The sequence below is a fragment of the Actinacidiphila acididurans genome, assembly GCF_016918855.1.
GTDB classification, from domain to species: domain Bacteria; phylum Actinomycetota; class Actinomycetes; order Streptomycetales; family Streptomycetaceae; genus Actinacidiphila; species Actinacidiphila acididurans.
Genome location: NZ_JADKYB010000005.1, coordinates 224817 through 248407, shown reverse-complemented (window position 1 = coordinate 248407; position 23591 = coordinate 224817). Strand labels below are relative to the sequence as shown.

The window sequence follows — 23591 nt, the reverse complement described above, 5'->3', positions numbered from 1 at the left end:
CGCGGCTCCTCACGAGCTCGTCCCCCGGCGTTCCTTGGCCCGGCGGCACCCGGCGTGATGAAGTCCTGGGACGGCCGCACCGAAGCCGGTGCGGCACACCGGAGTCGACCGGGCGAGCAGGGGGGATCTCGTGACCAGGACCGATGCGGGGGCCACCCGTGTCCCGGCCCGTGTGCCGGACCGCGTCCGGGCGGCCCGCACCGCGCCCGCCCGGGGCGTCCGGGCCGCCGTGGTGGCCCTCGCGGTGCTCGGCACCGTCGCCGGGGTGGGGGTCACGGCGGCCGACGCCGACAGCCCGTTCCCGTACGACAGTGTGGAGCGCCTGGCGCACGGCGTGGAGTACCGGCAGTTCACGGTCACCGGCAGCAAGGGTGTCGTGCACGGGCACGTGCTGGTGGCGGACCTGCGCGACCGGCGGGTGCGGGTGGACCTGCTGACGCCGGGAGCGGTCGCCGGCCGGCAGGCGGTGTCGGTGATGGCCGGCGCCCGGCACGCGGTGGGCGCGGTCAACGGGGACTTCTTCGATATCACCGAGGACCAGCACCCCGGGGTCCCGCCGACGGGCTCCGCCGACGGGCCGGAAATCGCCTCGGGCCGGGCCCTGAAGGCCGCCGTGCCGGACGCCCAGCGCTTCGGCCCGGCCCGGCCGCCCGGCGAGACCACGCGGGACGTGCTCGCCATGGGCACCGACCACCGGATGCGGCTGGACCGGCTGACCCTGACGGGCGAGGTGCGCACGGCGGCGGGCACGTATCCGCTCGGCGGGTTCAACCAGTACGCGCTGCCGGTCGGCGGCATCGGCGCGTACACCGCGGACTGGGGGAGCGTCTCGCGGCAGCGGGCGGTGTGCGGCAGCGACACCTCCCGGGGCGCGGGGTGCAGCATGGACACCTACGAGGTGGCGGTACGGCGCGGCCGGGTCGTGGCGGTGGCCGCCGCCCCGGGGGCGGGCACGATTGCGCGCGGCACCACTGTGCTGCTCGGCCGGGACGCGGGCGCGGACACCCTGCGCGCCCTGCGGGTCGGCGACCGGGCGGCGGTCGGCGAGCACCTGACGCCGGCCGCGAGCCGGGTGCCGTACGTCTTCGCGGTCGGCGGCTTCCCGGTGCTGCGCGACGGTGCGCCCCTGGCCGGGCTGGACACGAAGACCGCGGCGACCCGTACGGCGGCCGGTTTCGGGGCCGGCGGGCATACCCTCTACCTGCTCGCGCTGGACGGCGCGGCCGAGTCGAACGCCGGGCTGACCATCGCCGAACTGGCCGCCGTCCTGCACCAGATGGGCGCGGACGACGCGGTCGACCTGGACGGCGGCGGCTCCACCACGCTGGTCGCCCGCGATCCGGGCGCCCGCGCGGCCACCGTCCGCAATCACCCCTCGGGCGGCGCCGAACGCCCGGTCGCCAACGCGGTCGCGATCCTCGCCCCGGCCCGCTGAGCCCGACCGCTGAACTCGATCGCCGAACTCGACCGCCGAGCCCAGCCGCTGAACTCGATCGCCGAACTCGACCGCCGAGCCCAGCCGCTGAACTCGATCGCCGAACTCGACCGCCGAGCCCAGCCGCTGAGTCCGATGGCTGAGCCTGATCACTGAGCCTCGCCGAGAACCTCCACGGCAGCTCCACGGCGACTTCATCGAAATCTCAGGAATCACCGCTAAGGGCACCTGGGAAACGTGGGAAAACCGGTCCGGAAATGGGCCGGGCGCGCTGCGAAAAGCGCCCGAATACGCGCCCCCGCGCGCCGGAAGAATCGGCGCCATCTGCCCGATGGCGGGGATTCGCGGACAACCTTCGCCTACCTGCGGGACCCCTTCCTTCCGCGCTGACGTCGGATATCGTGCAGCGAAGCACGTGTTTCAGATCGGGGGATGATCGAAGGGGACCGCTTTGACCGCTGTCTGGGGACGCGCGCAGCAGCAGGATTTCCGCAGCCGCGTCCGTGGCTGTCTGCTCGGCGGTGCGATCGGGGACGCGCTCGGCGCAGGGGTGGAGTTCGAGTCCCTCGAGGCGATCCAGCGGAACCACGGCCCGGAGGGCGTGACCGACTACGTGCCCGCGTTCGGCAGGCGCGGCGCGGTCACCGACGACACACAGATGACGCTGTTCACCATGGAGGGCCTGATCCGCGCCCAGGTCCGCCGGGACACCGGCGCCTGGCACCCGCCCACCGACGTGCACCGCGCCTACCGGCGCTGGTCCGCCACCCAGACCGAGTGGGGCCCCGACGAGCGGCGCAAGGACACCGGCTGGCTGGCCCGCGAGGAGTGGCTGTACGCCCGCCGCGCCCCGGGCAACGCGTGCCTGACCGGCCTGGCCGACGATCGGATGGGCACCCTGGACGAGCCGAAGAACCCCGGCTCCAAGGGCTGCGGCACCGTGATGCGCTCGGCGCCCTTCGGGCTGCTGGTCGGCTGGGAGCCGCACCTGGTGTTCCAGCTCGCCGTCGAGTGCGCCGCGCAGACCCACGGCCACCCCACCGGCCAGCTCGCCGCCGGCGCCTTCGCGGTCATCGTGCACGGTCTGGCCCGCGGCGAGGCGCTGGACGGCTCGGTGCAGCACGCCCTGGCCCTGCTCGGCGCCCGCCCCGGCCACCAGGAGACCACCGACGCGCTGCAGAGCGCCCTGGGCGCGGTCCGCCAGGGCATGCCGTCCCCGCAACGCGTCGAGGCACTGGGCGAGGGCTGGACCGCAGAGGAGGCGCTGGCCATCGGCGTCTACTGCGCCCTGGTCGCCGAGGACGTCCGCCACGGCCTCCTGCTGGCCGTCAACCACTCCGGCGACAGCGACTCCACCGGCTCCATCTGCGGCAACCTCCTCGGCGTCCAGCACGGCGAGACGGCGCTGCCCCCGGCGTGGATCGCCGAGCTGGAGGGTCGCAGCACGATCCTCCAGCTCGCCGATGATTTCGCTATGGAGATGACGCAGGCTCCTGCCCTTCACGGTCCTTCCGGGGCCAGTCCGGCTTGGCTCGAGCGGTATCCCGCGGCTTGACGGCTGTTGCCGCCGTCCCGGAGGGGTGGCTGCTGTCGATCCCGGATCACCGGCTGTCGCCGGTTCTCGCGCCCACGCGGCGCCAGCCGCATATCAACTGCGGCCTCGCGCCCCTGGGTAGTACCTCCTTGCCGTACTCCCTCCGGTCAGCCCTGCACCGCTGGTTCTGCCACGACCGTTGCCGAGGCGGAGCCCGGGCCGTCGGTGTTGACCTTGGACAGGATGGCGTCGCGTTCGGGCGTGTCCTCGGGCTTGATGTAGCCGATGGCGACGTAGAGGACCAGCGAGACCAGGAGCGGAAGCGAGATCTGGTACTCGAGGTCGACGCCGCCCGAGACGGCGTCGTTGACGGGGTAGTTGAGCAGGTAGAAGGCGAGCAGGCCCAGGGCCCAGCTGGTGAGGGCGGCGGTCGGGCCGGAGCGGCGGAAGCGCGGCATCAGGCCGAGCATGAAGGGTATGGCGATCGGGCCCATCAGGCCGGCCACCCACTTGATGACCACGGTGATGATGTCCTTGAACGTGGGGGAGTTGACCTGCGTGGCCACCGCCATGGACAGGCCCAGGAAGGTGAGGGTGGTGATCCGGGCGGCGATCAGGCCCACCCGGGCGGTCCACTCGCGGGCGGCGCGGGAGAAGGCGGGTGCGATGTCCCGGGTGACCACGGCGGCGATCGCGTTGGCGTCCGAGGAGCACATGGCCATGGTGTGCGAGAAGAAGCCGACCACGACCAGGCCGAGCAGCCCGTGCGGCAGGAGCTGCTCGACCATCAGGCCGTAGGAGTCGGAGCCGTCCGGCTTCTTGGCGTGCACCAGCAGCGGCGAGACCCACATCGGGAAGAACAGCACCAGCGGCCAGACGAACCACAGCACCGAGGACAGCGCCGCCGAGCGGCTGGCCTCGCGGGGGGAACCGGTCGCCATGTAGCGCTGCGCCTGGTTCCACATGCCGCCGTTGTACTCGAAGGTCTTGATGAACAGGTACGCCAGCAGGAAGACGGTGGTGTACGGGCCGGCCACCGGGTGCCCGTGGTGGTGCAGGGCAGGCTTGTCCCACACGTTCCAGATCCCGCTGATCCCGCCGATCTTGCCCAGCGTCGCGATCAGCATGGCCAGGCCCGCGCAGAGCTGGATCACGAACTGGCCGAGCTCGGTGAGCGCGTCCGCCCACAGGCCGCCGACCGTGCAGTACACGGCGGTGATGGCACCGGTGATGACGATGCCCTGAGTGATGGTCACCCCGGTGAACACCGACAGCAGCGTCGCGATGGCCGCCCACTTGGCGCCCACGTCCACGATCTTGAGCAGCACCCCGGACCAGGCCAGTGCCTGCTGTGTGGCCAGGTTGTAGCGCACCTTGAGGTACTCCAGCGGCGAGGCCACGTGCAGGTTGGAACGCAACCGGTTCAGTCGCGGCGCGAACAGCTTGGCGCCGATGGCGATCCCGATGGCGATCGGGAAGGACCAGGTGACGTAGGAGGTGATGCCGTACGTGTACGCGATGCCGGCGTAACCGGTGAACATCACCGCGCTGTAGCCGGACATGTGGTGCGAGATGCCCGACAGCCACCACGGCATTCTGCCGCCGGCGGTGAAGTAGTCGCCGACGTCGCCGACCCGTGCGTGCGACCAGACGCCGATCCCGATCATCACACCGAAGTACGCGACGAGGACGAGCCAGTCGAGACTGTTCATGTCCCCTCCTGGGGGTCCGCCTTGTGAACGTGAGCGCACTTCGCTGCGACGCTCCCTCGGGCCCTCGGACGGCTGTCCCCGTGCGGGAGTTGGGGACTTGCCGGGATTGAACTCTGGTCCGGCGGCCCCGGTCAAGAGCCCGTCGTTCATATGTCTGAACTCAGATCAGTCAGACGAACGATTTTGCTTCCTCTTTACGTGTCTTGGCATTGTGATGACCCTGATCGCGAACCCACCATGAGCGGGCACTTCGCTGGACGTCCGCCCGTCGTGGGCATGACGAAACGGCCGCACGGGACACGGGATCCCGGCGGCCGCGGAGAGGAGGCCTCAGAACACCTTCGCCAGCCGGGCCAGACCCTCGCGGATCTCCTCGGGCGTGTGCGTGGTGAACGACATGCGCAGGCTCGCCGGATCGGGGGAGCGCGTGAAGAACGGGGCGCCGGGCACGTACGCGACCTCGTGCCGGACCGCCTCGGGCAGCAGCGCGGTCGCGTCCCGGCCGCCGCCGAGCCGCACCCACACGAACATGCCACCCTCCGGCCGGTTCCAGGTGCTGCCCGGGGGCAGCGCCGCGGCCAGGCCCGCCAGCAGGGCGTCCCGGCGGTCCCGGTACGCGCTCCGTACCCGGGCCAGGTGTGCGTCCAGGTCACGGTCCGCCAGATAGCGGGCCGCCGCTGCCTGGTCGACGGTCGAGGTGTGCAGGTCGGCCGCCTGCTTGGCGACCACGCAACTGCGCCGCAATGCCGCCGGCGTGCGCAGCCAGCCCAGCCGCATCCCGGGTGCCATCACCTTGGAGAAGCTGCCGAGCAGCACCGTACGGTCCGCCGCGGCCTCGTGCGAGGCGATCCACGGCTGGTGCGCGCCCTCGAAGCGCAACTCGCCGTACGGGTCGTCCTCGGCGATCCACAGCCCGTGCCGTCCGGCCACCTCCGCGACCGCCCGCCGGCGCTCGGCCGGCAGTGTACGGCCGGTCGGGTTCTGGAAGGTGGGGATCAGGTAGAGCAGCTTGGGGCGTTCGCGGACCACCAGCTCCTCCAGCGTGTCCGGCAGCACCCCGTCGTCGTCGGTCGGCACCGGCACCACCCGGGCGCCGGCGAAGCCGAAGCACTGCAGGGCCGCCAGATACGTCGGGTTCTCCACCAAGACCACGTCGCCCGGCTCCAGCAGCGCGGTGGCCAGCAGCGTCAGCCCCTGCTGCGAACCGCCGGTCACCAGCAGGTCCTCGGCGCCGGTGGCCAGCCCGCGGGCGGTCAGCCGGGCCGCGACCGCCGCCCGCAGCTGCGGGTCGCCCTCGGTGGTGGAGTACTGGAGCACCTGCCCCGGCCGCTCGGCGAGCACCCGCTCGAACGCGGCCCGCAGCCCCTGCGCGTCGAACAGCTCCGGCGCCGGCAGCCCGCCGGCGAACGAGATGACCTCCGGCCGCGCGGTGAGCGCCAGGATGTCCCGTACCGGCGAGGAGCCCACCTGCCGGGCACGGGCGGCGAGCGGAGGCAGGGCGGCACGGGTGGCGGTCATGGGCGGCACTCTACGGAGGGATCGTTGCCGCGTACAGGTACTTTCCACGATGCGGTCGGCGGTCCCGATCGCCGTACGCACAAGGAGAGTTATGGGGGCTTCGGGCCGGGACGACGCCCCCTGAACGGTGGTGAGCCGAACAGCGGCGAGCCCCCTCGGCCAGGACGGCGGCCAGTCGAGAGGGCTCCTGTGCCGGTTGCCGACCCTGCCGTCGGCAGCGGGTCAGCGCAGGTCGAACGAGCCGTGGTCCACGTCGGTGACGAACGCCGACCACGCCTGCGGGGAAAAGGTCAGGACCGGGCCGTGCGGGTCCTTCGAATCGCGGACGACGACGGATTCGGTGGCCGGCGACTTCACTTCCACGCAGGCCCCGTTGCCCGTGGACCGCGAGGACTTGATCCAGGCGGGGGTGCTGCCCAGTTTGATTGCCATCTCTGCTCCGGTCTGTGCTGCTGGTGGCTGCCGCGCTGCGCGGGACAGCGTGGCGTTTTTCGGCTGACACGATCGACGCTACTCGCCACCATCACGCCTCTGAGGCGTACATCACTCAACCGGATGGCATATTCCCAACGGTTCTTCCCTGCGCAATAAGCGGAGGTGTAATCTTCCGCGTCACACGTACCGCCCGGCGTCACACGTACCGTTCGGCGGCCTCCGTGATGAACTGCCGGGTCTGCTCGGCGCTCAGCGCCTGGGCGCGCAGGTGCTCGTACATGAGGCTGTACGCCTGTACGTCGGTGTCCTTCTCCAGGTACAGGTCGCTGTTGACGCCCTCCAGGTACACCACCGTGGCATCCGTGGCGTCGGTGAACTCCAGCACCGCGAACTGGCCGGACAGCCCCGGGTGGGCGCCGGCGTCGAACGGCAGCACCTGGACCGTCACATGCGGCAGCCTGCTCACCTCGACCAGCCGGTCCAGTTGCGCGCGCATGATGTCCGCGTTCCCGACCTTCCGGCACAGCGCCGCCTCGTCGACGACCGCCCACATCCGCAGCGGCGCGTCCAGTTCGGTGATCCGCTCCTGACGCCGCATCCGTACGCTGACCCGCTTCTCCACCTGCTCGGGCGTGGCCTCCGGCAGGTTGCCCGCGATCATCGCCGCCGCGTACTCCGGGGTCTGCAACAGCCCGGGCACCACCTGCGGTTCGAATACGCGCAGGGAAGCGGCCTCCGTCTCCAGGCCGATGTAGACGCTGTACGGAATGTCGCCGAAGGCGTGCCACCAGCCCTGCTGGCGCGACTCCTTGGCCATCTGCATCAGCGAATCGACGATACGCATGTCCTCGACGCCGTACACCCCGCACAGGTCGCGCACGTCGCGCTGGCTGATGCTGCGCCGGCCGTTCTCCAGCCGGCTGATCTTGGACTGGGAGACCAGCAGCCGGGCCGCGACCTCCTCGGCCGTCATCCCCTTCTGCTCACGGAGCTTGCGCAGCTCCGAACCCAGCCGGCGGCGCCTGACGGTGGGGTTGACGTTGGCGACCACGGGCACTGCACCTCCACGCTGAACCTACTGATGGTCAGCAGCCTGCCACTACCCGTCAACATGTGCTGGCGAATGGGCGTAACAAGGTTGTCCGGGCGCTCGGTTCACGCCGGTCGGAACCCGCGGTTCGGCCGCGCTGGTCCGGGCGCCGGCGTGCGCCCCGGACGGACGCGCGGGGCGCCGGCCGCCCGGACGGATCCGGGAGCGGCCGCCGCCCCGCGCGTCACAGCGGCTCCCGGAACCGGGTCGCTGCGGACGGCTCCTGCCTGCTGGTGTCCGGTCCCTGCCGACGGACACCGCGCTGCCGTCCCTTGCCGTGCAGTGCGAGAGGTGCGCGTGGTGCGGTGCTGTGCGTACTGTGCCTGCTGTGCGTGGTGTTACGGGATGTGCGCGCCGTACGAGCGCCGCGTGCGCCGCTCACTGCGCCTGCGCGCCGCGTCCGCCGTACGGATGGTGCGCGCCGGAATCCGTGCCGGCCGGTCCGCGGACCGTACCGGTGCGTTCAGCGGACCCCGGCCCGGGCCATGGTGTTGTGCGCCGCCGGACGCTGCGCCTGGGCCGGCGGCCGCTTCGGCTGGGCCGCCACCCCGTTCTGGACGTCCATCACCGCGTGGGCCACCAGGCCGCCCATCGGGTCGTACCTGATCAGGTCGCGCAGGCGCGATCGCGACGACCGGCCCTCGTTACCCGGGTACAAGTGCTTGCCGAGCCCCACGGAATGGGCGAGCGCGGCGAGCGCGGCGGTCCGCGGGTCCGGCGGCACGCCGGTGCGGATCGCGCTGTCCAGCCGGGCCCTGATCTCCCGGCTGACCGCGCTGTCGGTCGCCTGGTACCGCGTGGTCGGCAGTATTCCGCACATCTGTCCCGGCACGGCGTGGACCATGCCGCACCGCTCCAGGTGCGCGAGATACGTCTGGCGCAGCCCCAGCCGGGGCCCGCCGATCCAGTGGACGGCACGCACCGGACTGCCGCGGCGTCGCAGCAGTTCGAGCGCGGAGTCCAGGGTCGGATCTCCAGTCGGCCGTGGGTGCACCACGGCGATACGATCCCCGTCAGGGGCTATCCGCCCGGCCAGGGCCAGCTCGACGAGCTGCGCCCCGGCGAGGCCGAGGTCGAGCGACTGCGGCTGCGCCGTGGTCCCGGTCGTCGGGTCCAGGGCGAGCAGCAACAGCTCTTCCGGAATTGTTCTGCGGCTCTTGCCCATCCATGCCTCCCCGCGTGGATGAATGACAGGGTGACGCCTCTCACACCGGCCTGTCGAGAGCGCCTTTGCCTTATCGGCGGGAACCGGGTGGTATGTCGTTCTCGTCTACGGGGTGGACGGGGTGTCGCGGCGGACGGGCCGCGGGCCTGTCGCGGGACACTGTCGGTGTCGATTCGCAATGGTCAGGGGCGCCTCACGCGGGTGCCCATCACGATGTGTACATGTCGTATCACCATGAGTGCGGTACGAGGAGGAGGTCTGCGTGGCGGGCGAGTCCCCCGGCAGGGAGCAGCGGCAGGAGACGACGGGGGAGCCGGTCGACCGGGTTGCCCCTGATCCGAGGCTGGCGGTGTTCCGCGGGTCCACCGGGGGGTCGAAGGGGCGCACAGCGGAGGACGTAGGCGACCGCCGCCCGGCCGTGTCCGACGGCCAAAAGGGCCCGCACGCTGCGGAAACGCCTCACGGGCGGGACGCCGGGACCGGTTCCCGCCCCGCCCCGGAAGTCGCGTCCGCCGCGCCCTCCACCAACGGGCCGAAGGGGAATACGGCCGACGACGAGGCGCCCGTGGACGCGCCGTCCGGCCCTCCTGCGACCCCCGCGGCGCCCGCTGTCCGGCCCGCGGACGCGGCCCCCCGGAAACCGGAATCGAATCGTGACCAAGCCCCCGGGACGGACGAGGCTCCTGGGAGTGCCGGTACGAATGGGGCTGACGGGGCGTCACGGCCGACCCCCTCCTCCCGCTCCGGGAAAGGGCCGGAACCCGCTCCTGCGGACCGCCCCTCCGTGACCCCGGTGGACCAGCCGACCATCCGGACGGCTGCCCCCCGGACGAAGGAAACTCCGGCGAAGGCCGCTCCGGCCTCGCCGGCTGCTTCGGCTGATCCCGTTGCTCCGGCCGCTTCGACCGCCTCGGCCTCCGCGGCCGCCCGGGAAGAGGACGCCGAGCCGGCGCCGAAGCGCGGGTCCGGTGCGGGTGCCCGCACGGACGCCGAGGGCACGCCTGCCGCGTCCGGAAACGGTGGCCCCGGGCCGAAGCCGGCGCCTGACGCGGAGTCGAAGGCCGCGGAGCCGACTCAGAAGCCGAAGACGGCGGAGCCCGCCGCGGACCGGAAGCCCGTATCCGCGAAGCCCGGCGCAGGCGAGGAGTCGGCCGCGGACGCGAAGACCGCATCCCCGAAGCCCGCATCCCCGAAGCCCTCCGCCGGACCGGAGCCGAAGTCCGCCGAGCCGGCAGCGGACCGGAAGCCCGTGACCGAGAAGCCCGCGGGGGACCCGAAGCCCGTACCCACCGCGCCCGGCGCAGGCGAGAAACCGGGGACTCCCGCAACGGACAAGCCCGCCGGGGGCGGGAAGGGCGACTCCGGGTCGCGACGGGTCGTCAAGCCGCTTGTTTCGGACCTGCCGGAGCGCCCTGGCGGGGCCGACGAGGGCCGTACGGGCGGGAGCCGGGCCCAGGTGGCCTTCGGGGCACCCGGGCGGCCCGTAGCGGCGCGTACGCCCTCCAGCGCGCCCCCCAAGTCCACTGCCGCGCCTCTGCCGCCCGCCGCGCCGTCGCTGCCCCCCGCCGCGCCCCCTCGGCAGGCCGGCGAGCCTGCCGAGGAGATCATCGGACCGGAGGGCACCCGCGGGATGCCCGTGCCGCCCGCGCCCGGCGAGGAGAAGTCGCCGCTCAAGCTGCTGGCCGAGCTGACCAACACCCCGCCCCCGCCGCAGACCGCGCTGCGCTCCACCGTGCGCCGGGTCAAGATCTGGACCCCGCTGGTGGTGCTGCTCGCCGTCGTGTTCGTGATCGTGCAGGCGGTGCGCCCGCTGCCGTCGCCGAAGCTGACCCTGACCGCGGCCCCCTCGTACACCTTCTCCGGCGCCCCGCTGCCGCCGTCGCTGCCCTGGCCGTCCGAGGGCGAGTCGGTCGCCGAGGTCGAGGGGCTCGGCACCCTGGGCGAGCACGGCGCCCAGACGCCCGCGCCGATCGCCAGCGTCACCAAGGTGATGACGGCGTACGTCGTCCTGCGCGACCACCCGCTCAGCGGCAAGCAGAACGGCCCGCTGATCACCGTCGACCAGCAGGCGGCCGCCGAGTCCGCGTCCACCGACGAGTCCACCGCACATGTGAAGGCCGGTCAGAAGTTCAGCGAGCGGCAGATGCTGCAACTGCTGCTGATCCCGTCCGGCAACAACATCGCCCGGCTGCTGGCCCGCTGGGACGCCGGCACCCAGGACGCGTTCGTCACCCGGATGACCAAGGAGGCGGCCGCGCTCGGGATGGCGCACACCACCTACACCGGCGCGAGCGGCTACGAGGAGACCACCGTCAGCACCGCCGCCGACCAGCTCAAGCTGGCCCGCGAGGTGATGAAGAACGAGGTCTTCCGCTCGGTCGTGGCCATGCCCAACATCGACATCCCGGGCGTCGGCAAGATCTACAACAACAACCAGGACCTGGTGCACGTGGGCGTGGTCGGCATCAAGACCGGCTCCAGCACCCCGGCCGGCGGCGCCCTGATGTGGGCCGCCCACAAGACGGTCGACGGCAAGGAGCAGCTGATCCTCGGCGTGATGCTCCAGCAACGCGGCACCAAGGTGACGCCGTTCGACATGCTCAGCGTCGCCCTGCAGCGCAGCCAGACCTTCATCGACGCCGTCCAGGCCGGCCTGACCTCGGCGGCGATAGTGCACAAGGGCCAGGTCGTCGGCTACGTCGACGACGGCATGGGCGGGCACACCCCGGTGGTCGCCGCCAAGGACCTCAAGGCGATCGGCTGGGCCGGCATGCGCACTGCCGTCGGCCTCGCGACCGACCCCAAGGGCGTTCCGCACAACGCCGCTTCCGGCACCCAGGTCGGCACGATCGGCTTCGGCACCGGCCCGGCCCGCACCTCGGTCCCGGTGGTGCTCCAGAACGACCTGCACGCCCCGTCGTTCGGCAGCAAGCTGGTCCGGCTGGGCTGACCCCGCCGTCCGCCCGCTGTGAACTGTCCGTTCCGCCGGCCCCGATCAGGCCGGCGGGGCGGACAGTTCGCGTTCCAGCGGGGTACGGAACCGCGGGGTGATCCGTACCCCGGCCAGCAGCGCGGTGAGGTGCGCGGCCCGCTCGTCCACCGCCGCGCGGGCCTCCCGGCCCCGGTCGGCCAACTGCCGCCACACCACAGTGCCGTCGGGCGGCTGCGCCCAGCCGCCGATCACCTCGCCGCCCCACCACACGGTCGGCCCCACATTGCCCGTACGGTCGAACAGCGCGGCCCGGTGGTCCGGCGGCAGGAACCAGTCCCGGTCCCGCCAGCCCATCGGCGTCGGGTCCAGCGCGGGCAGCAGCCGCGCGGCAGGGCCCGGGCCCTCCTCGGCCGCGTCCGCGTCCCCGGACAGCACCCAGCCCGGCCCCTCCGCCAACTGCACCGGTTCGGCACCGACCGCCCCGAGGGCCCTGCGGACCACGCCCAGCGCCCAGCCGGTCCACCAGGCGAGGTCGGCCTCGGTTCCGGGCCCGTACGCCCGCAGCCACGCCCCCACCACCTCGGCCCGCGCCTCGTCCACCGGCCGCGGCGGCAACGGCTCCGCGACCGCCCACCGGAACTGGCCGCTGATCCACGACCCCACCGGCCTGCGCCGCTCGATCCGCCCCTCGGCGGCCATCGTCCGGATGATCCGGCTCGCCACGTTCTGCCTGGTCTCGTACGGCTTCCCGCGCGCGACCACCACCTGCTCGCGCAGCCCGGGCACCAGCCGGGCCAGCTCCGCCCCGCTGCACTCCCCGCGCTCGCCGAGGGCCGCGACGACCTCCGCCTCTACCGCGGCGAGCCACGCCTCGTCCCAGCCGCCGCCCTCGGCGAGACGGGCCAGCAGGCCCGTGCGTTCGCGGGCCGCGATCTGCTGCCCGGCCGCCGCGTACACCGCGGGGGCGTCCTGCCTGGTCACCACGAACATCGTCCGCCGCATCGCCAGCATCCGCACCAGCGCGGGCGGCCGCCCGTACAGCGCCTCGTCCATCAGCGCGGCCATCCGCTCCGGCTGCCGCAGCCTGGCCGCCACCGACAGGTGCACCGTCGCCGGGTCGGTGGCGTGCAGGGCCACCAGCCGCTCGACCACTTCCGTGACCGACCCGGCCCCGTCGCCCGCATCGAGCAGATGGCGTGCCGCGAGCCGGGCGATGCGCTCCGCGCGGGGGATCGGCCGTCGAGCGTTCATGGGGTCATGGTCGCGTACGGGCAAGGGCGGGTGGCGGGCGTACGGGCGTACGGGTACGGCTTCGGCATCTGCCGGCGGCCGGGCCGACGCCGACGTACGGCGACGGCCCGGGCGTACGGGAGGGCGTGCGGACGAGGCACGGGACGGCGGACGGCCGGCGTCAGAGCGCGGCCGGGCCCGCCGGCTCCGCCGGGGTCGCGGTGAACGTCCGCAGCCGCAGGCTGTTGCCCACCACGAAGACCGAGGAGAACGCCATGGCCGCGCCCGCGATCATCGGGTTGAGCAGGCCGGCCGCCGCCAGGGGGAGCGCCGCCAGGTTGTAGGCGAAGGCCCAGAAGAGGTTCGCCTTGATCGTCGCAAGAGTGCGGCGTGAGAGCCGGATCGCGTCGGCCGCGACCCGCAGGTCGCCGCGTACCAGCGTCAGGTCACCCGCCTCAATTGCGGCGTCCACGCCGGTGCCCATGGCCAGGCCCAGGTCGGCCTGGGCGAGGGCGGCGGCGTCGTTGACCCCGTCGCCCACCATGGCGACGGTCCGGCCCGCCGCCTGGAGGTCGCGTACCACTGCGACCTTGCCCTCGGGCAGCACCTCGGCGTGCACGTCCTCGGCGGCGATCCCGACCTCCGCGGCGACCGCTCCCGCGGCGCGCGCGTTGTCGCCGGTCAGCAGCACCGGCCGCAGTCCCAGCGCGCGCAGTCGCCGTACCGCCTCCGCGCTGCCCGGCTTCACTGTGTCGGAGACGGTGAGCACTCCGCGGGCGGCGCCGTCCCAGGCGACGGCCACCGCCGTACCACCGCGTTCCTCGGCCGCGTCCTTTGCGGCGGCCAGATCCGCGGGCAACTCCACGCCGGCGTCGCGCAGCAGCCGCTCCCTGCCCACCATGACGTCGTGCCCCGCGACCTGGCCGCGCACGCCGAGTCCCGGCACCGCGGTGAACCCGGCCGGCGCGGGCAGGTCCCCGGTCGCGTCGGCCGCCGCACGGGCGATCGCGCGCGCCACCGGGTGCTCGGAGGCGTGCTCCAGCGCCCCTGCCAGGCGCAGTAGTTCCTTCTTGTCGACGCCGTCGGCCGCGTCCATGGTGACGAGTGTCATCACGCCGGTGGTGACCGTGCCCGTCTTGTCCAGCACGATCGTGTCCACCGCCTGGGTGGACTCCAGCACCTCGGGCCCCTTGATGAGGATGCCGAGCTGGGCGCCGCGCCCGGTGCCGACCAGGAGCGCGGTCGGGGTGGCCAGGCCCAGCGCGCACGGGCAGGCGATGATCAGGACCGCGACAGCCGCCGTGAAGGCCGCGGTCGGGCCCTGGCCGAGCGCCAGCCACACCCCGAGAGTGCCCAGCGCCAGCACGATCACGGCCGGCACGAACACCGCGGAGATCCGGTCGGCGAGCCGCTGGGCGGCGGCCTTGCCGTTCTGCGCGTCCTCCACCAGGCGGGCCATCCGGGCCAGCTGGGTGTCCGCGCCGACCCGCAGCGCCTCCACCACCAGGCGGCCCCCGGCGTTCACCGTCGCCCCGGTCACCGGCGAGTCCGGCCCGACCTCCACCGGCACCGACTCCCCGGTGAGCATCGAGGCGTCGACCGCCGAACTGCCCTCGCGCACCACTCCGTCAGCCGCGATCTTCTCGCCCGGGCGCACCACGAACAGGTCGCCCACCGCGAGCTGCCCGACCGGTACCCGCACCTCACGGCCGTCCCGGAGCACCGCCACGTCCTTGGCGCCCAGTTCCATGAGCGCGCGCAACGCCGCCCCGGCCCGCCGCTTGGCGCGCGCCTCGGCGTACCGCCCGGCCAGGAGGAACGCGGTGACACCCGCCGCTGCCTCCAGGTAGATCTGGCTGCCGCCGTCGGCCCGCGAGACGGTCAGGTCGAAGGGATGGGTCATGCCGGCCATGCCCGCGGTCCCGAAGAACAGCGCCCACAGCGACCAGCCGTACGCCGCAAGGGTGCCGACCGACACGAGCGTGTCCATGGTGGCGGCGCCGTGCCGGGCGTTCACCCAGGTGGCCCGGTGGAACGGCCAGGCGCCGTACACCACCACCGGGGAGGCCATGGTCAACGCCAGCCACTGCCAGTTGGTGAACTGGAGAGCCGGGACCATGGACAGGACGACGACCGGGACGGCGAGCACGACGGAGGCCGTCAGGCGCTGGCGCAGGGCGGTGAGTTCGTGGTCGGCCGTAGTGTCGGCGTCCGGCGCCGCGGCCGCTGCTGAGCCGGGCGCCTGGGCGGCGGGGGGCACGGGCGGCGGGGGGAGCTGGGCGGTGTACCCGGTGGCCTCGACGGTGGCGACGAGGTCCCCGACCTCGACCCCCTCCGCGAACGTCACCTTGGCCTTTTCCGTGGCGTAGTTGACGGTCGCGGTCACGCCGTCCATCCGGTTGAGCTTCTTCTCGATCCGGGTCGCGCAGGACGCGCAGGTCATCCCCCCGATCGCCAGCTCGACCCACCGCTCGCCGGGCGCGCCCTCGGCCCGTGCGGTCGTGGTGGTCGCCATGGCCACTCCCCTCGTCTGGTGCGGTACGGCGTGCCGTACGTGGTGCGGTGTTTCCTTCTGCCCCGCCGCTGGCTCGGTGGTCCTGCGAGCCCCCGGCCGGGCCGATCCGGTCGGCCCGGCGGGTCCGTAAAGGCGGGTCCGAACGCTCCGGCAGTGCTCCGGCAGTGCTCTGGTGGCGCTCCGGTGGCGCTCCGGCAGGCGTCAGGCGCGGCCGACGAGTTCGTACCCCGCCTCGTCCACGGCCGCGCGTACCGCCTCGTCGTCCATCGGCTGCGCGGAGGCGATGGTCAGCAGGCCGGTCTGCGCGACGGCGCTCGCCGAGGTGACGCCGGGAATCGCGCCGACCTCCTTGGCGATTGCGGACTCGCAGTGGCTGCAGCTCATCCCCGACACGGTGTAGACGGTCTCGCTCATGACGTGCTCCTCGCTGGTGGTCGTCCTGCCTGCTGCCGGGAGAACGGCTTCCCCGTTCCCACGCCCCCCACCATATACCCCCTAGGGGTATTGAGAACCATGCCCGGGCCCAAGATTCCTACCCGCTGGTACGGCGCAACGACCGCTTGCCGGTCCAGCTGCCCGTACCTCTCACTCCTCCCCGCCGGCGGCCTCCTTCTGCGGCGTCCCCGGCGCCTTCGAGTGGGCCCCGGTCCGCCCGTCGCCAGGGGTCCGGCCTCGCGATCGGCCGGGCTCGTCGTCCGCGTCCTCCCGGTCCTCCCGCTCGTCCTCCCGCTCGTCCTCGTCCTCGTCCTCGGCCAACCGGTCGAGCAGCCTTGCGGCCAGGCGCAGCAACTCCCGCTCGGTCGGGGTCAGCTCCGCCGCCATCCGCCGGCGCAGCCACCCGTCCCGGTACTCCACGTCCCGGGCCATCGTCTCGAATCCCCGCCGGGTCAGCTCGATCCGGTACTGCCGTCCGTCCGTGGCGTCCTTCGTTCGGGTGACCAGCCCGTCCTCCTCCAGCGCGGCCAGCGTCCGGGTCAACGACTGCGGCTGTACGTGCAGGGCCGCGGCCATCGCCCCCGCGGTCCCCGGTCCCGACCGGTACAGGTGCGCCAACGCCGCGAGCTTGCCGTTGGGCAGCCCGTCCGGCAGCCGCTCGGCACGCAGCCGCCGGCTCAACCGGTTCACCGCGCGGCGCACCACGGCGGCGTGATCCAGGGGCGGGGGAGGAAACATGGCGGCCCATTTCTTAAGCAAGGCGTACTACCTGAGACGCTGTCGGACGGGAGTACGGCTCGAACCGCTTGCTTTTCCTACGCTCTGCGTAGGAAAGACGGTGACCGAGCGGCGATCCCGCCCGCCGACTTGTGCACCGTACGACGCACGACCCGCACCAGTGGACCGGCCGAGCGAGCTGAACCTGCCGGCCGGACCGAGCAGGCCGAACCGACCCGACTACTCCGAACGGCCGGACGGGCTCTACCCCGGCGACCCGCAGGCGCAATGCGGCCCGGTCACCGGTTCGGCAGCGCACGCCGGGCAACGCCACGACGACCAGGACGACCAGGGGGACACGAATGCCGATCTGGGTGCGCACGCTCGACCCCGGCAGGGTGAGATTGCGGATCGCCATGCGTACGATCATCGCCGCGCTGGCCGCCCTCCTCGTCACCGGGGGCGTGGCTCGGGCGGCCCACGTGTCCGGCGGCATGATGATCATCGCAACGGTGGTCGCCGTCATGGTCGCGCGGACCCTCCACGGCGCCTCCCTGTCCCACCGGCTGTCCGCCCTGGCCTACGTTCCCGTGATCGGCCTCCTCGCCGCCTTCATCGGCCGCTTCATGGTCCACCACCCCTGGCCCGGCGCCGCCCTCTACGTCGCCGCGGTCTGGACCTCCCGCTACCTGCTGCGCTTCGGCGGCACCGTCCGCCGCCTCGGCCGCCTTGCCCTCACCCCGATCATCGCCGTCCTGGTCACCCCCGTCCCGCCCGGCGCCGCCAAGGCCACTGGCCCCCTGTGGGGCGGCGTCGCCGCGCTGATCGCCGTCCTCTGCGTGATCGCCGTGCAGACCCTCTTTCCGTCCCGCCCCACCCGCGAAGCCGCCGGCGCCGCAACCGACTTCCTCCACGTCGCCGCCCGCCTGCGCGCCCTCCCGCCGACCTCCCCCGCCCACCGCCGCCTTGCCCGCACCCTTCACCACGTCGCCCTCACCGCCGACGACCGCCTCGCCGCCACGGCACCCATCCCGCTCGAGCCCGAACCGAAGGGGCGGCGGCCGCTTTCTCCGGACCACCAGCCGTCTGGGACGGCTCGCACAGTTCTCCGCGTCCCCAGGTTTTCCCCGCGCACCCTCCTCCCGGCCCGGGCATCGGACCTGCGGCACCGGGCCCTGGGCGGGCCTACTTCCTCCGCCCTGACCTCCCTGTCCGCCGCCCTCCTCACCGCGGAGTCCCTCCTCCTCTTCCCGCCGGCCTCAGCCTCCGAGCCGGCTGCACCCTCTCCCACTGGGCGCGCCATCGACCGGCATCCGGCGCCCGGCACAGCGCCGGACGTGCTCGTTCCGGCCGACGGCAGCGCGGGGCAAGGATCGGCGCAGGCGCAGGCCGGGACGTTGCACGACGCTGCCGTCACGACATCCGTCACGAAGGCGGACCGTGCCCTTGACGGCGGCACCCCGCAGGGCACCCCGAACCGACCGCCGGACCACACCCCGTACGAGGCCCCTGGCAGCGCCGCCAACGATCCCCACCGCCGCCAGGACGACGCCACCGGCAACGCCCCCGCCCTCGGCCGGAGCCCTGTCCCCGAAAGCGCCCGCGACCGGACCCTCGACCACGCCCTCGACGACGTCGCCCACTGGGCACAGGCAGTGCGCGAGGTGCGAGCCGGGGAGCGGCCCGCGGCGGAGCAGCCCGCACCGGCCCGGCGGCCGGGCGGGTGGCGGGACCCGCAGCCGCAGGCCCGGCTGTCGCTCCAGATGGCCGCCGCCATGGCTGCGGCCTTCGCACTCGGGCACCTGGTGTTCCACGAACGGTGGGCCTGGACGGTGATCACCGCCTTCGTGGTGAGCGTCGCCGCCCGCGGCCGGGGCGACGTCGTCCATCGCAGCGGCCTGCGCGTGGCCGGCGCCTTCACCGGGGCGGTCACCGGCACCTTGGTCGCTCACCTGGTGGCGGGGACTCCGGTCCTGGCGGTCGCCGTGATCTTCGGTTATCTCCTGGTCGGGCTCTGGCTGCGCGACATCGGCTACGCGGTCTGGGCGTTCTGCGTCACGAGCCTCCTCGCCGTCCTCTACTCCCTGAACGGCGAGCACGGCTCCACGCTCCTGGTCCAGCGCCCCGAGAGCATCCTGATCGGCTCGGCCTGCGGCATCGCCGCCGCCTTCTTCGTCCTGCCGCTGCGCACCGAGACCGTGATGCGCGGCCGCGCCGCCCGTGCCCTGCGGGTGCTCCAGGACCTGGTCGCCGCCGCCCGGGAACCCGCACCCCGGCCGGCGGACCTCCACGCCCTGGCCCGGACCCTCGACCGCGCCGTCCGCGACCTGGCGGACGTCTCCGCCCCGGCCCGTGCCCACCGCGCCCTGCTCCGTCACCGCTCCAGCCGCAGCTCCCTTCTTCCCCTTCTCCCCTTTATTCGGTCCCTCCCGTTCCCGCCGGCCATCGCGCGCCGGACCGCACCCGCGGTCACTCGAGCCACCGTGCCCACCCCGGACGGTCCGCGCTCCTCGCACGCCGCCGACTGGGCCGACACCTTGGCCGAGTGCGCGCACGCCGCCCGCGCGCTGGCCGTCACCGAGCCCGCCGAACTCGTCGCCGCCCGCGCCGCGTTGGGCCTGACCGCGCTCAACGTCGGACAGGTGCGCCGCCGTCTCGGCCACCGGCAGGACGCCGCCCCTCCCCGGCCGGTCCGCACCGGCCCCGCCGCCGTGATCCGGCTCAACACCGCCCTCGCCGAGCTCTACCGCCGCCTCCCCGCATCACCTGCGTCCGTGTCCGAACCGCCCACCCCTTCCTCTTCTTCTCCCGCCCCTTCGACGCCGCCGCCCCCGGCACCTCCCACGACGCCCACGGCGCCGGCCGCGACCGGCTGAGACGTTGCGCACTCCCGGCGGACCCGCGCCGACCGCGGGCCCTACTCTGGAGGGCGTCGGCGCGTACCCCACGAGGACGCGACCTGCTCATCGGAAGGGCGGCATCGTGCTGCGCACCATGTTCAAGTCCAAGATCCACCGGGCCACCGTGACCCAGGCCGATCTGCACTATGTGGGCTCCGTGACCGTCGACCGCGACCTGATGGACGCCGCGGACCTGCTGCCGGGTGAGCTCGTCCACATCGTCGACATCACCAATGGCGCGCGCCTGGAGACCTACGTCATCGAGGGCGAGCGTGGCTCCGGCGTGATCGGCATCAACGGCGCGGCCGCCCACCTGGTCCACCCCGGCGACCTGGTCATCCTGATCAGCTACGCCCAGGTCGACGACGCGGAAGCCCGCACGATGCGACCCGCCGTGGTCCACGTCGACGCCGCCAACCGGATCACCGCCCTCGGCGGCGACCCCGCCGAACCCGTCCCCGGTACGGACACCGTCCGCCCCCCGCACGCCATCGCGCACATCTGACCGCTCCCGCGGCCGGCCGGTCCGCCGGGCCCTTCCTTATGGCTGAGGCTGTTCCTTGCCGTTACGGCTCGGGGCCATTACGGCTCAGGCCGCGGTCACCACCGCGGCACCGGCGACCGGACCGGCCACCGGGCGTATCTGCACACGAACGCCACGCGCGGCCGCGGTCCACTCGGCGCGCAACCGCGCCAGTTCCGCGAGTTCCTCGGCCGTCCAGGGCCGGTCGCCGTGCTCCCGCACATACGCGCGCAGGGCCGCGTTCGCCTGATCGAGACTTCCCCCGTACATGCGAACAACCCTAGACGGCACCACTGACAATGCCGAATCCGTTTGTACTCAGCGTGTCCGCCCCGGCACCTCACGGCACCCCCTGAATCGGCCGTGACCTGCTGCGAAGGGCGATTGTCAGTGGGGGCTGCCATGCTGAGTGTGAGAGAGGACACGTCGACCGAATCCGGAACATCCGGCAGAAACCCACAGCTCACGGAGGACGCACCATGCTCACCAACGACTACGTCCCCGGTGCCCCCGACTGGATCGATCTGGGCAGCCGTGACACCGAGGCCGCCGCTGCCTTCTACAAGGCACTGTTCGGCTGGGAGTTCCGGTCCGCCGGTCCCGAGGCCGGCGGTTACGGAATGTTCCAGCTCGCCGGACAGACCGTCGCCGCGCTCGGCCCGCTCCAGGACGAGACGGCCACGCCCGCGTGGACGGTCTACTTCGAATCGGCCGACGCCGACACCACCACCAAGACCGTCGAGCAGGCCGGCGGCAGCGTCCGCTTCCCGCCGATGGACGTCTTCGACCAGGGCCGCCTGGCCGGCTTCACCGACCCGGGCGGCGCGGACTTCGCGGTCTGGCAGCCCGGGACCAACAAGGGCCTGGACCGGGTGGGCGCCGGCGCCCTGTGCTGGACGGAGCTGTACACGACCGACGCGGAGCAGGCCAAGCGGTTCTACGGCACGGTGCTCGGCTGGGACACCGAGGACATGCCGCTGCCGCCCGGGCCCGAGGGCAGCAGCCCCGGCACGTACACCGTGGTCTCCCGGGCCGGCGGCGGCCAGGAGGGCTCGCACGGCGGCATCATGCAGCTCCCCGCCGACATGCTCCCGGCCGGCACCAGCTACTGGCAGCCGTATTTCGCGGTCTCCGACGCCGATTCCGTCGTCGCCACGGCACAGGAGAAGGGCGGCACCGTCCTCATGCCCGGCACGGATCTGGCGGGTGTGGGCCGCATAGCCCTGCTGCGGGACCCGGAAGGCGCCTTCTTCGCGGTGCTCAAGCCCGAGGAGTCGGCTGCCTGACGCCTCCGGCTTCCGCCCATGCGGCGAGCTCGCGCCGGCTCTCGAAGCGCACCGCCCGGCCCGTCACCGGATCGGTGAACTCCAGGGCCCGCGCGAGCAGTTGCAGCGGACGGTCCCAGTCGTCGGGCTCACCCGCGGCCGGTTCCGGCCGTACCTCGGGATACACCGGGTCGTTCAGCAGCGGCAGTCCCAGCGCGTTCATGTGCACCCGGAGTTGGTGGGTGCGGCCGGTCTCCGGCACCAACCGGTAGCGGCCGAGGCCACCGCGGTGTGCCAGCAGCTCGATCCGGGTGACCGCGTTGACCGGGCCCGGTTCCTGCCGGGCGGCGATCGTCCCACGCTCCTTGACGATGCGGCTGCGTACGGTCCGCGGCAGCGCGACCGCCGGATCGTAGGGCGCCACCGCCTCGTACTCCTTGCGCACCAGGCGGTCCCGGAAGAGCGTCTGGTACGCGCCGCGGTCCTCGGGGCGTACCACGAACAGCGCCAGCCCCGCCGTCAGCCGGTCCAGCCGGTGTGCGGGGGACAGCGCCGGCAGGCCGAGGTCGCGGCGCAGCCGGGCCAGCGCGCTCTCGGTGACGTGGCGGCCGCGCGGCATGGTGGCGAGGAAGTGCGGCTTGTCGGCGACCACGATCCGTTCGTCGCGGTGGAGGACGGTGACCGGGAAGGGCACCGGCCGCTCGGGGACGAAGTCGCGGTGGAACCACAGCCAGGAGCCGGGCACGTAAGCGGCCTCCGCGCGCACGGGACCGTCCGTGGTCACGAAGCGGCCGCCCGCCAGCATGGCATCGACGGTCGCCTCGCCGACCGCCGCGCCGTACCGGGCGAGCAGGAAGTCGCGGACGGTCGGCCAGGTGCCGTCGCCGGGCAGCCGGACCCGTACCGGGTCCACGCCGTCGCGCTGCGCGAGCGGGGCCGGCGGTGCCTTGGGGCCCGCCCGGTGCGCCACCGTACCGTCACCTCTTCCGTCGCCCGGGTCCGTACGCCTGCCGTCGGGACCTTTCGTGACCTTTCAGGTTACGCGGCGGCCCGTACGGCCCGGACCGAGACCCGGACCGGGCTGCCCGCCGTCCGCCGAGGACGGGCAGCCCGGGGACCGGGGCAGGGATCAGCCGGTGAAGGGCGTGCCGCCGGCGAAGTCGGAGCCGAAGGTCGTCTCGATGCCGCCGAGCACGGCGGAGTCGTTGATGATCAGGCCGAGTTCACGGTTGTGGTTCAGGGAGTTGTCGGAGAAGTTCTCCGAGCCGGCGAAGACCTTCGCGGTGGAGGTGCCGTTGTCGGCGACGATCGCCTTGGCGTGCACGTACAGGCCCCCGCTGCTGCTGTACGTGACGACGGTGCCGCCGGCCGCGCGCACGCTGTGGAACTCGGAGCGGTAGCTGTTCGGGTCCATGCCGACCACGCGGACCGTCACGCCGCGCTTCTCGGCCGAGACGATGGCGTTGACCAGGGCGGTGTCGCTGAATTCGAGCTGTTCCACGTCGAGGGAGTGCTGGGCGCCGTTGATCAGGCCCAGCAGCCGGGTCTGGGAGTCGGTCGGCGACCAGACCAGGTTGTCGCCGTCGCCCGGGGTGATGGAGGTCTTGGCGAAGTCGGCGTTGAAGACCTGTTCGATCGCGGCCACGTCGGCGGCGTCGTTGTCGAAGACGCCGTAGTCCCGGTCGCTGGAGTAGTAGGTGGAGTCCAGGTTGCCGGTCAGGATCAGCGACTTGGTGCCGTCGACCGTGATCGACTTCTGGTGGGTGTAGACGAAGGACGAGGAGGAGTAGGTGACGCCGGCGCCGGCCGCCTTGAGGGTGTTGTAGGCGGAGCCGTTGACGGAGGTGTGGGCCCCGTCGAGGATCACCCGGACCTTGACACCGGCCTTCTGACGGTTCACCAGGTCGTTGACTGCGGTGGTGTCGCGCAGTTCGTACATCGTCACGTCGACGCTGGACGTGGCCGAGTTGATGAAGTCGTACACCGCGGTGTGGCCCTGGTCGGGGAAGACCAGCAGCGAGTACGTGCCCGCCGCCTGTGCGGTGGCGGTGGTCACGGCGGTGACGGCGGCGGTGGCGCAGGCGGTGAGGGCGAGGGCTATGCGGCGCTTGGCGGAGCGCGCGGCAGGGCGCCCGGCGGAACGAGGCATGGGGGTCTCCCGACGATGCGTGGTGCAACGGCGCCG

Annotated in this window: 18 protein-coding genes; 6 read left to right on the top strand and 12 right to left on the bottom strand. The window is 73.0% G+C overall.

Annotated elements, in window-relative coordinates; genetic code table 11:
* The first annotated feature begins 130 nt into the window (after positions 1-130).
* Together ITX44_RS11305 and ITX44_RS11300 are read left to right on the top strand one after the other, a co-directional pair.
* Entirely contained in the window at positions 131-1435 is a 1305-nt protein-coding gene (locus ITX44_RS11305; RefSeq protein WP_372440878.1) for a phosphodiester glycosidase family protein, read from the top strand.
* A gap of 451 nt (positions 1436-1886) precedes the next feature.
* On the top strand, positions 1887-2990 hold the full coding sequence (locus ITX44_RS11300) for an ADP-ribosylglycohydrolase family protein (protein WP_205356978.1): 1104 nt from the start codon (positions 1887-1889) through the stop codon (positions 2988-2990).
* A 146-nt stretch (positions 2991-3136) separates the two neighbouring features.
* Here ITX44_RS11300 and ITX44_RS11295 read toward each other — a convergent pair whose 3' ends face one another.
* The 5 genes from ITX44_RS11295 to ITX44_RS11275 form a co-directional block, all read right to left on the bottom strand.
* A complete protein-coding gene (locus ITX44_RS11295) occupies positions 3137-4681 on the bottom strand; it encodes a sodium:solute symporter family protein (RefSeq protein WP_205356977.1) in 1545 nt (514 codons plus the stop codon).
* A gap of 330 nt (positions 4682-5011) precedes the next feature.
* Positions 5012-6199, bottom strand: coding sequence for an aminotransferase-like domain-containing protein (locus tag ITX44_RS11290; protein ID WP_205356976.1), 1188 nt, complete (start codon positions 6197-6199; stop codon positions 5012-5014).
* 222 nt (positions 6200-6421) lie between these two features.
* Positions 6422-6631: a DUF397 domain-containing protein gene (locus ITX44_RS11285; RefSeq protein ID WP_205356975.1), complete on the bottom strand. Its 210-nt coding sequence runs from the start codon at positions 6629-6631 to the stop codon at positions 6422-6424.
* A 199-nt stretch (positions 6632-6830) separates the two neighbouring features.
* A complete protein-coding gene (locus ITX44_RS11280) occupies positions 6831-7685 on the bottom strand; it encodes a helix-turn-helix domain-containing protein (protein ID WP_205356974.1) in 855 nt (284 codons plus the stop codon).
* 502 nt (positions 7686-8187) lie between these two features.
* Positions 8188-8889 carry a GOLPH3/VPS74 family protein gene (locus ITX44_RS11275; RefSeq protein WP_205356973.1) on the bottom strand — a complete coding sequence of 234 codons (702 nt, stop codon included), beginning with the start codon at positions 8887-8889 and terminating at the stop codon, positions 8188-8190.
* A gap of 1456 nt (positions 8890-10345) precedes the next feature.
* Between ITX44_RS11275 and ITX44_RS40915 the strand changes: the two genes are divergently transcribed.
* Positions 10346-11839, top strand: coding sequence for a D-alanyl-D-alanine carboxypeptidase family protein (locus tag ITX44_RS40915; RefSeq protein WP_205356972.1), 1494 nt, complete (start codon positions 10346-10348; stop codon positions 11837-11839).
* A 45-nt stretch (positions 11840-11884) separates the two neighbouring features.
* Here the strand turns inward: ITX44_RS40915 and ITX44_RS11265 are convergent, their stop codons facing one another.
* The 4 genes from ITX44_RS11265 to ITX44_RS11250 form a co-directional block, all read right to left on the bottom strand.
* Positions 11885-13072: a winged helix DNA-binding domain-containing protein gene (locus tag ITX44_RS11265; RefSeq protein WP_205356971.1), complete on the bottom strand. Its 1188-nt coding sequence runs from the start codon at positions 13070-13072 to the stop codon at positions 11885-11887.
* Positions 13073-13232: 160 nt separating this feature from the next.
* On the bottom strand, positions 13233-15566 hold the full coding sequence (locus ITX44_RS11260) for a heavy metal translocating P-type ATPase (protein ID WP_205356970.1): 2334 nt from the start codon (positions 15564-15566) through the stop codon (positions 13233-13235).
* Between the two features lie 201 nt (positions 15567-15767).
* The gene (locus ITX44_RS11255; protein ID WP_205356969.1) at positions 15768-15980 is read right to left on the bottom strand and encodes a heavy-metal-associated domain-containing protein; all 213 of its coding nucleotides are present in this window, start codon (positions 15978-15980) and stop codon (positions 15768-15770) included.
* A gap of 171 nt (positions 15981-16151) precedes the next feature.
* On the bottom strand, positions 16152-16691 hold the full coding sequence (locus ITX44_RS11250) for a MarR family winged helix-turn-helix transcriptional regulator (RefSeq protein ID WP_307795208.1): 540 nt from the start codon (positions 16689-16691) through the stop codon (positions 16152-16154).
* 389 nt (positions 16692-17080) lie between these two features.
* Here ITX44_RS11250 and ITX44_RS11245 point away from each other — a divergent pair, with 389 nt between their 5' ends.
* On the top strand, positions 17081-19594 hold the full coding sequence (locus ITX44_RS11245; RefSeq protein ID WP_205356967.1) for an FUSC family protein: 2514 nt from the start codon (positions 17081-17083) through the stop codon (positions 19592-19594).
* A gap of 106 nt (positions 19595-19700) precedes the next feature.
* Positions 19701-20123, top strand: coding sequence for an aspartate 1-decarboxylase (gene panD, locus ITX44_RS11240; RefSeq protein WP_205356966.1), 423 nt, complete (start codon positions 19701-19703; stop codon positions 20121-20123).
* A gap of 84 nt (positions 20124-20207) precedes the next feature.
* Here the strand turns inward: panD and ITX44_RS11235 are convergent, their stop codons facing one another.
* Complete coding sequence (locus tag ITX44_RS11235; RefSeq protein ID WP_205356965.1) at positions 20208-20411, bottom strand: hypothetical protein; 204 nt, start codon at positions 20409-20411, stop codon at positions 20208-20210.
* Between the two features lie 209 nt (positions 20412-20620).
* Between ITX44_RS11235 and ITX44_RS11230 the strand changes: the two genes are divergently transcribed.
* Positions 20621-21427 (top strand): VOC family protein, encoded by an 807-nt coding sequence (locus ITX44_RS11230; protein ID WP_205356964.1) that lies wholly within the window; start codon positions 20621-20623, stop codon positions 21425-21427.
* On the opposite strand, the gene ITX44_RS11225 is transcribed toward ITX44_RS11230, so the two are convergent.
* Positions 21402-22376 (bottom strand): pseudouridine synthase, encoded by a 975-nt coding sequence (locus tag ITX44_RS11225; RefSeq protein WP_205356963.1) that lies wholly within the window; start codon positions 22374-22376, stop codon positions 21402-21404. The genes ITX44_RS11230 and ITX44_RS11225 overlap by 26 nt on opposite strands.
* Positions 22377-22535: 159 nt before the next feature.
* Positions 22536-23555: a phospholipase D-like domain-containing protein gene (locus ITX44_RS11220; protein ID WP_205356962.1), complete on the bottom strand. Its 1020-nt coding sequence runs from the start codon at positions 23553-23555 to the stop codon at positions 22536-22538.
* Positions 23556-23591: the final 36 nt, after the last annotated feature.

What these genes read in the sequence shown, in the direction of transcription:
- ITX44_RS11295 (WP_205356977.1), bottom strand. Translation starts at nt 4,681, where the DNA reads ATGAACAGTCTCGACTGGCTCGTCCTCGTCGCGTACTTCGGTGTGATG.
- ITX44_RS11290 (WP_205356976.1), bottom strand. Translation starts at nt 6,199, where the DNA reads ATGACCGCCACCCGTGCCGCCCTGCCTCCGCTCGCCGCCCGTGCCCGG.
- ITX44_RS11285 (WP_205356975.1), bottom strand. Translation starts at nt 6,631, where the DNA reads ATGGCAATCAAACTGGGCAGCACCCCCGCCTGGATCAAGTCCTCGCGG.
- ITX44_RS11275 (WP_205356973.1), bottom strand. Translation starts at nt 8,889, where the DNA reads ATGGGCAAGAGCCGCAGAACAATTCCGGAAGAGCTGTTGCTGCTCGCC.
- ITX44_RS11265 (WP_205356971.1), bottom strand. Translation starts at nt 13,072, where the DNA reads ATGAACGCTCGACGGCCGATCCCCCGCGCGGAGCGCATCGCCCGGCTC.
- ITX44_RS11260 (WP_205356970.1), bottom strand. Translation starts at nt 15,566, where the DNA reads ATGGCGACCACCACGACCGCACGGGCCGAGGGCGCGCCCGGCGAGCGG.
- ITX44_RS11255 (WP_205356969.1), bottom strand. Translation starts at nt 15,980, where the DNA reads ATGAGCGAGACCGTCTACACCGTGTCGGGGATGAGCTGCAGCCACTGC.
- ITX44_RS11245 (WP_205356967.1), top strand. Translation starts at nt 17,081, where the DNA reads ATGCCGATCTGGGTGCGCACGCTCGACCCCGGCAGGGTGAGATTGCGG.
- ITX44_RS11235 (WP_205356965.1), bottom strand. Translation starts at nt 20,411, where the DNA reads ATGTACGGGGGAAGTCTCGATCAGGCGAACGCGGCCCTGCGCGCGTAT.
- ITX44_RS11230 (WP_205356964.1), top strand. Translation starts at nt 20,621, where the DNA reads ATGCTCACCAACGACTACGTCCCCGGTGCCCCCGACTGGATCGATCTG.
- ITX44_RS11220 (WP_205356962.1), bottom strand. Translation starts at nt 23,555, where the DNA reads ATGCCTCGTTCCGCCGGGCGCCCTGCCGCGCGCTCCGCCAAGCGCCGC.